The sequence below is a fragment of the Corallococcus sp. 4LFB genome, from assembly GCF_046520365.1.
Lineage (GTDB): Bacteria > Myxococcota > Myxococcia > Myxococcales > Myxococcaceae > Corallococcus > Corallococcus caeni.
Genome location: NZ_JBKGHJ010000386.1, coordinates 1 through 8347 on the forward strand (window position 1 = coordinate 1; position 8347 = coordinate 8347).

3 protein-coding genes and 1 pseudogene are annotated in these 8347 nt (G+C 73.4%); all 4 read right to left on the bottom strand.

The genetic code is table 11. The features are described 5' to 3' along the window. Nucleotides 1-3693 (bottom strand): amino acid adenylation domain-containing protein (locus tag ACLEQD_RS31395; RefSeq protein WP_410389186.1); only part of this gene is annotated, 3693 nt, incomplete at its 3' end. After that, complete coding sequence (locus ACLEQD_RS31400) at nucleotides 3582-5120, bottom strand: condensation domain-containing protein (protein WP_410389188.1); 1539 nt, start codon at nucleotides 5118-5120, stop codon at nucleotides 3582-3584. The genes ACLEQD_RS31400 and ACLEQD_RS31395, both read right to left, overlap by 112 nt. Before the next feature lie 43 nt (nucleotides 5121-5163). Then, a pseudogene (locus ACLEQD_RS31405) lies at nucleotides 5164-7199 on the bottom strand (amino acid adenylation domain-containing protein); the annotation flags it as partial. Beyond that, nucleotides 7142-8347 (bottom strand): condensation domain-containing protein (locus ACLEQD_RS31410; RefSeq protein ID WP_410389189.1); only part of this gene is annotated, 1206 nt, incomplete at its 5' end. The gene ACLEQD_RS31410 and the pseudogene ACLEQD_RS31405, both read right to left, overlap by 58 nt.

An 8347-nucleotide genomic window follows, 5' to 3' on the forward strand; every position in this document is an offset into this window, starting at 1 on the left:
GCCTTCCATCCACCGCCGCACCGTCCCCTCTTCGTACAGGTCCGTGCTGTACTCCACCGAGCCCGCGAAGCCGCCCTCCTGCTCCGTGAGGGACAGCGCGAGGTCGAACTTCGAGGCCTGACGCGACAGCGCGTACGGCGCGGCCGAAAGCTCCGGCACGGCCCACGGTGTCACCGGCGTGTTCTGCAGCGTGAAGAGGACCTGGAACAGCGGGTGCCGGGCGAGATCCCGCGCGGGCTGCAACGCCTCCACCAGCTTCTCGAACGGCACGTCCTGGTGCGCGTACGCACCCAGCGTCGTCTCCCGCACCTGCGCCAGCAGCTCCCGGAAGCTCGCGCCGGCCTCCACCTTCGCGCGCAGCACCAGCGTGTTCACGAAGAAGCCAATCAGCCCCTCCGTCTCCGCGCGCTGACGTCCCGCGATAGGCGTTCCCACGCTCACGTCGTCCTGCCCCGCGTGCCTCGCCAACACCACCTGCCACGCCGCCAGCAGCACCATGAACGGCGTCACACCCTCCTGCTTCGCCAGCGCCTTCACCGCCTCCGACAGCGACCGCGGCAGGCTGGCGTCGACGGTGTGGGCCCGGAAGGTGGGGTTCACCGGCCGGGGCCGGTCGGTGGGCAGCTCCAGCGCGGCGGGCGCTCCCGCCAGCCGCTGCCTCCACCACGCCAGCTGCTCCTCCAGCGCGCCGCCCTCCAGCCACTCCCGCTGCCACGCCGCCCAGTCCGCGTACTGCACCTCCAGCGCTTCCTCCCGCGCCGCGGTGCCCTTCACCTTCGCCTCGTACGCCTTGCCCACCTCCCGCACCATCACGCCCATCGACCAGCCGTCCGACACGACGTGGTGCATCACCAGCACCAGCACGTGTTCCCCTTCGCCCTCCTTCACCAGCAGGGCCCGCATCAGCGGCCCGGCCTCCAGGTCGAACGGCCGCCGCGCTTCTTCCGCCGCGACCCGCGCCGTCTCCTGCGCACCGTCCTCCCTGCCGCTCACGTCCACCCGCCGCAGCGTGAAGGACGCATCGGAGGCGATGCGCTGGAATGGACGCCCGTCCACCGAGCCGAAGGTGGTGCGCAGCGCTTCGTGCCGCTGGATGACGTGCGTGAACGCCTGCTCCAGCGCGGCAACGTCCAGCGGCCCCTTCAAGCGCAGCGCGGCCTGGATGTTGTACGCGGCGCTTCCGGGCGTGAGCCGGTCCAGGAACCACAGCCGCTGCTGCGCGAACGACAGCGGCAACGGCTCACCCTCGCCACGGACCCGCGACGGAATGCGAGCGATGGCCTCGGTCCCGGTCTTCGACCCCAGCGCCGCATCCAGCCACTGGCCCAGCGCCGCTACCGTGGGGTGCTCGAAGAGCTCCCGCAGCGGCACCTTCACCGGAAACACCGCGTGCAGCCGCGACACCACCTGCGTCGCCAGCAGCGAGTGGCCGCCCAGCTCGAAGAAGTCGTCATCGCGGCCGACCCGCGCCACGCCGAGCACCGACGCCCAGATGTCCGCCAGCAGCTCCTCGGTGGGCGTCCGCGGCGCCACGTCGGCGGACGAGGACTCCTCCGCGTCCACCGTCTCCGGCAGCGGCAGGGCCTCACGCGCCAGCTTGCCGTGGGACGTGAGGGGGAACGCCTCCAGGGGCACCAGCGCCTGCGGCACCATGTAGTCGGGCAGCCGCTCGCGCAGCACGCGCCGCAGCTCCCAGGGGTCCACCCGCGCGCCGTCCCGGGCCGTCACGTAGGCCACGAGCCGCGCGTCGCCGGCCACCGTCCGCACCAGCACCACCGCGTCGCGCACGGTGGGATGGGCACGCAGCGCGGCCTCGATTTCACCCAGCTCAATGCGGAAGCCGCGCAGCTTCACCTGGTGGTCGATGCGGCCCAGGTGATCCAGCTCGCCCGTGGAGCGCCAGCGCCCCAGGTCTCCGGTGCGGTACAGCCGCGCGCCCGGACGGCCGGAGAACGGATCCGGCACGAAGCGCTCCGCCGTCAGCGCCGGACGCTTCAGGTAGCCACGGCCGGGCCCTTCACCGCCGACGAAGAGCTCGCCCGGGACGCCCACGGGCGCCAGCTCGCCGCGCGCGTCCAGCACGTACACCTGGAGGTCCGGGATGGGCACGCCCACGCTGCTGGGCTGCGCGCCGGCCGCGTCGTGCGCCGTCAGGGGACGGAAGGTCACGTGGACCGTCGTCTCCGTGATGCCGTACATGTTCACGAGCTTCGGCCGTGCGTCGCCGTGCCGGCCGAACCAGGCCCGGAGGCTGGAGAACTCCAGCGTCTCGCCGCCGAAGATGATCCACCGCAGGCTCGACGCGCCGCCCTGTGTCCGGGCCGCGTCCGCCTGCACGAACTGGAGGAACGCGGACGGCGTCTGGTTGAGCACCGTCACGCCCTCGTCGTGCACCAGCGCGCGGAAGGCCTCCGGCGAGCGGCTCACCAGGTACGGGACGATGACCAGCCGCGCCCCGTGGATGAGCGCGCCCCAGATCTCCCAGACGGAGAAGTCGAACGCGTACGAGTGGAAGAGCGTCCACACCTCGTCGGAGCCGAAGGAGAACCAGGGCTGCGTGGCGGTGAAGAGGCGCGTCACCCGGGCATGTTCGATCTGCATGCCCTTGGGCTTGCCCGTCGAACCGGACGTGTAGATGACGTAGCAGCCGTGCTCCGGCGTGGCCGTGGGAGCCAGGTCATGCGTGGGCTCACCGGCGACCCGCGCCCAGTCCGCATCCAGCCGGAACACCGGGCGATCCGCGGGCAGCGTCGCCACCAGCCGCTCCTGCGTGAGGAGCAGCGGCACGTCCGCGTCCTCCAGCAGGAAGGCGAGCCGCTCCGCGGGATACGACGGGTCCAGCGGGACGTACGCGCCGCCGGCCTTGAGGATGGCGAGCAGGCCCACCAGCATCTCCAGCGACCGCTCCACGCACAGGCCCACGCGCACCTCGGGCCCCACGCCCTGCTTGCGCAGGTGATGCGCGAGCTGGTTGGCCCGCCGGTTCAGCTCGCCGTACGTCAGCGACGCCTGCTCGTACGTCACCGCCACGGCGTCCGGCGTCCTCGCGGCCCAGGCCTCGAAGCGCTGGTGCACGTTCGGCGCAGGGTCGAACGCGGGAGCCCTGGGTTGGCCCCAGGCGAGCACCTGCTGGCGCTCCGCGGCGGACAGCATGGGCAGTGCGTCCAGCCGCGCCTCCGCGTGCGACACGAAGGACTCCAGCAGCGCGCCCAGGTGGCGCAGCATCGAGTCGGCTGACTCCGGAGCGAAGCGCCCCACGTCGTGCAGCAGCTTCAGCTCCAGCTCACGGCCCGGGACGACGACGCACGTGAGCGGGTAGTTGGTCCACTCGCTCACCACGAAGCCGCGGACCTCCAAATCCCGCGCCCACTCCCACACCGCCGAGTCGAGCGGATAGTTCTCGAACACGAGCAGCGCTTCGAAGAGCGAAGCCCCGCGCGACAGCCCGCTCCAGCCCTGCACCTCCACCAGCGGGCTGAACTCGTACTGCCGCTGCTCCGCCTGCCGCTGCTGGAACGCCTGGAGCCAGGGCCCCAGCACCGCGTCCCCCGGCACCCGGACGCGGACCGGCAGCGAGTTGATCAGCAGGCCCACCGTGCCCTCGACGCCTTCGATCTCCGACGGACGTCCGGACACCGTCGCCCCGAAGACGACGTCCTCCAGGCCCGCGCGCGTCCGAGCATCAGGCCCCACGCCGCCTGCACCAGCGTGTTGAGGGTGACCTGCTGCTGGCGCGCGAACTCCTGAAGCGCTGACGTCACGGAGTTCGACAGGGACAGCCGGCGCAGCACCCGCGAGTCGCTCGCGCGTGCGAGGCCCCGGTCCTCCGGCAGCGGCGTGGGCTGGGTGAAGCCCGCCAGCGCCTCGCGCCAGTAGCGCTCCGCGCGGCCCAGGTCCTGCTGCTGCAACCACGCGATGTAGTCGCGGAAGGTCGCGCCCTCGCTTGGGGGCAGCGCGCGGCCCTGACCGAAGGCCTCGTAGAGGGAGAAGATCCGCCGCAGGAGCAGGCCCACGCTCCAGCCGTCCATCAGCAGGTGGTGGAAGCTCCACACCAGGTGGTGGACACGCGCATCCATGCGGATGAGCGACATGCGCATCAGCGGCGCGTGCGTGAGCTCCAGGCCGCGCGCACGGTCCTCCGCGCGAAGGGCCACGAGCCGCGCCTCCTGCTCCTCGGGGGACAGGCCGCGCCAGTCCAGCTCGCACCAGGGCAGCTCGGCCCGGGCGAACACCACCTGGCGGGGACGCTCCAGCCCCTCCCACCGGAACGCGGTGCGCAGCACGGGCTCCGTCGCCACCGCCTCCTGCCAGGCGCGGTGGAAGGCCTGCACGTTGAGGGGCGCGTGGAACGAACAGCTCACCTGTTCGAAGTACGCCCCCGACTCCGGGGACAGGATGCCGTGGAAGAGCAGGCCCTCCTGCAGCGGGGACAGCGGATACACGTCCTCCACCGCCTCGCCGGGCGGCAGGATGCGCTCCAGGACGTCCGCGGACAGCTTCGCCAGCGGGAAATCCGCGGGCGTGTAGCGCAGGGCGTCCGGCGTGGCGCGCAGGGCCACCAGGGCCCGCACCGACTCCAGGGTCGCTCCGGCCAGCGCTTCAATCGTGGCGCGCGGGTGCAGGTGCTCGCTGTAGGTCCACTCCAGGCGCAGGCGCTCCTTCAACACGCGCGCGCCCACCGACAGCACCTCCGTGCGCAGGGCGCCGGGTGCCTTCGACAGGCCCGTGCCCTCGTTCGCGGGCTCCAGGAGCGTCAGCCCCGCGGCCAGTCCGTCGAACTGGCCCAGGTAGTTGAAGGCCACCGGGGGCGCGGGCTGGGCGCCCAGCTCGCGCGAGAGGTCGTCCGCGCGCAGGTGGCGCAGCATTCCGTAGGACGCGCCCCGGCCCGACACCGTCCGCACCGAGTCACGCACGGCGCGCAGCAGGTCGCCCTCCGAGCCCCGGCCCGCGCAGTCCAGCACCACCGGGTACGCCGCGGTGAACCAGCCCACGGTGCGCGACACGTCCACGCCGGGAAGCGCCACGTCGCGGCCATGCCCCTCCAGGGTGACGCGCACGCGGCCCACGCCCAGCACCTGTCCCAGCGACCGGGCGACCGCGGACAGCAGCAGCTCGTCCACGCGTGCGCGCCACGCCGTGGCGCCTCGCGCAGCAGCAGCCGCGTCGTCTCCGCGTCGTCTCCGCGTCCAGCTCCACCGCCACCGTCCGCGCGGAGGCCACGGTGTTCTCCCCGCCGGGACCCTCCAGCGGGAAGGCGTCCACGGGCATCCGCGACTGGGCGCGCCAGACGTCCGCCTCCGCGGCGACCGCGTCCGTCGCGGCATGGGCCTCCAGCCGCTCCGCCCACGTCTTGAAGGACGTGGTGCGCGGAGGCAGCGAGGGCGCGAGGCCCTCACGCAGCGCCAGGTAGGCGGACTCGAAGTCCTCCAGCAGCGTGCGCCAGGACACGCCGTCCACGACGAGATGGTGGATGACCCAGAGCAGCCGCGCGGGCTGCCCCGCGCCCATCGTGAAGAGCACCGCCCGCATCAGCGGTCCCGAGCCCAGGTCCAGGCCGCCCTGGACGCGGGTGGCCACCTGCTCCAGCCGCGCCTCGCGCGCGTCCTCGGGCAGGCCGGACAGGTCCTCGCGGACGAGGAAGGTCACCGCCTCGTCGGGCGAGCCGTACTGCTGCGCCCAGCCGTCGCACGCGCGGGTGAAGCGCAGCCGGAGCGCGTCGTGATGCCGCCAGAGCGCCCGCAGCGTGGCCTCGACGAGCCCCGCGTCCAGCGGCTCGCGGGCCGCCAGGAGCACCGCCTGGTTGTAGTGCTCCGGCGCGGGCGAGCCCTGTTCCAGGAACCAGCGCTGGATGGGCGTGAGCGGCACCGTCCCGCTCACCGGCCCGGCGTCGGCGACCGCGGGCGCGGCCTCCAACGTGGCCGCCGCGGCCAGGTCCCGCAGCTTCTGGTGCTCGAAGAGCTGCTTGGGCGTGATCGCCAGCCCGGCCCGCCGCGCCTGCGCGACGACCTGGAGGCTGATGATGGAGTCGCCGCCCAGCTCGAAGAAGTTGTCGTCCGCGCCCACCCGCTCCACGCGGAGGATCTGCGACCAGAGCGACGCGAGCAGCCGCTCCGCGGGCGTGGAGGGCTCCACGAAGGAGGGCTCCTCACGCGGCAGCCGGCCGCCCAGCGCCGGCAGCGCGCCGCGGTCCACCTTGCCGTTGGGCGACAACGGCAGCGCGTCCAGCACCACGAACGCCGACGGCACCATGTGCTCCGGCAACCGGCGCCGCAGGCCTTCGCGCAGCGAGGCCTCATCCGGCGTCGCGCCCTCGAAGGGCACCACGTAGCCCACCAACCGGCGCACGCCGGAGGCCTCTTCCCGCACCGTCGCCGCCGCGGCCTGCACGCCGGCCTGGGCGCCCAGCACGGCCTCCACCTCCTCCAGCTCGATGCGGAAGCCGCGCACCTTCACCTGCGCGTCCGAGCGGCCCAGGAACTCCAGGGCCCCACCCTCCAGCCACCGTGCCCTGTCCCCCGTGCGGTACATCCGCGCGCCGGGCTCCGTGGCGAAGGGGTCCGGTATGAAGCGCTCGGCGGTGAGCGACGGGTGGCCCAGGTAGCCGCGTCCCACGCCCGCGCCGCCCACGTACAGCTCGCCAGGGACGCCCGCCGGCAGCGGCTGGAGCGCCGGGGACAGCACGTACACACGCACGTTGGCCAGCGGACCGCCGATGGTCACCCGGTCCGCCGACAGCGGTTGATCCGTCAGCGTGGCGCACACGGTGATCTCCGTGGGGCCATAGGCGTTGATGAACCGGCGGCCGGCGACCAGCGCCGCACCACCTCCGGAGGACAGGCCTCGCCCGCGGAGATGACGGTCTCCAGGGTGGTGAGCCCCTCCGGCGGCTGCTGCGCGAGCACCGACGGCGTCAGCGTCACGGTGGTGATGGCCTGCTCCGTCAGCGTCCGCTCCAGCGCGGGTCCCGGCAGCAGCGCGTCCTTCGGCGCGAGCACCAGGGACGCGCCGGACAGCAGCGTGGAGAAGACCTCGCACACGCCAGCGTCGAAGCTGCTGGAGGCGAACTGCAGCACGCGGCTGTCCGGGTGCACGCCGTGCGCGCGCCCCACCGCCACCGCCGTGTTGCAGAGGCCCCCGTGCGTCAGCAGCGTGCCCTTGGGCCTGCCGGTGGAGCCCGACGTGTAGATGACGTATGCCAGGTGTCCGGGCGCGCCGCGTCCTCCAGCGGGGCTCCGGGCAGCCGCTCCAGCCGGGCGGCGTCCTCGTCCAGGCACACGAGGTGGGCCCCCGTCTCCGGCAGCTCGTCCGCGAGCTCCGAGCGGGTCACCACGACGGGCACCGCGGAGTCCTGCAGCATGAAGGTCAGGCGGGCGCTCGGGTACGCCGGGTCCAACGGCACGAAGGCGCCGCCGGCCTTGAGCGTCGCGAGCATGGCGACCACCAGCTCCGGCGAACGCTCCAGGCAGATGCCCACGCGCGTCTCCAGCCCCACGCCCTGCGCGCGCAGGTGGCGCGCGAGCGCGTTGGACCGCGCCTCCAGCTCCCGGTAGCTGACCTCACGCCCCTCGAAGCGGAGCGCGGGCCTGTCCGCGAACGCCGCGGCCACGGCCTCGAAGCGGCGGTGGACCCGCAGCGGCTCCCCGAGGGGAAGCGTGGCGGCGCTCCAGGTCCCCAGGACGTCGGTCCGCTCGGCCTCCGTCATGAGCGGCAGCATCTCCAGCGCGCCGTCGGGCCGCGCCAGGGCGCCTTCGAGCAGCGTGCGCAGGTGCTCCTGCATGCGCGCCACCGTCGCCGCGTCGAAGAGGTCGGTGCTGTACTCCCAGAGTCCGGTCAGGCCTTCCGCGGTGTCGCTGAAGGCCACGGTGAGGTCGAACTTCGACGCGCCCGGGTCGATGGACTCCACCCGCAGCGACAGGCCGGGCAGCGCCAGCGCCGCGTCGCGCGCGTTCTGGAAGATGAGCTTGACCTGGAACAGGGGCGACGCGCCCAGGCTGCGCTCCGGGTTCAGGTCGCGCACCAGCTCCTCGAAGGGGAGGTCCTGGTGGGCGTACGCGCCCAGCGCGGCCTCGCGCACCTGGCCCAGCAGCGCGCGGAACGGCAACAGGGGCGAAGGGCGCGTGCGCAGCACCACCTGGTTGACGAAGAAGCCCACCAGGGCCTCCGTCTCCGCGTGGTGCCGGTTGGCGATGTCCGTGCCCACCAGCAGGTCGGTGCGGCCGGTGTAGCGGTGCAGCAGCGCCTGGAAGGCGGCCATCAGCACCATGAACGGCGTGGCGCCCTCACGCAGCGCGAGCTGGCGCACGGCCTCCGCCGTGGCGCGCGGCAGGACGTGCGTGGCCTGGGCGCC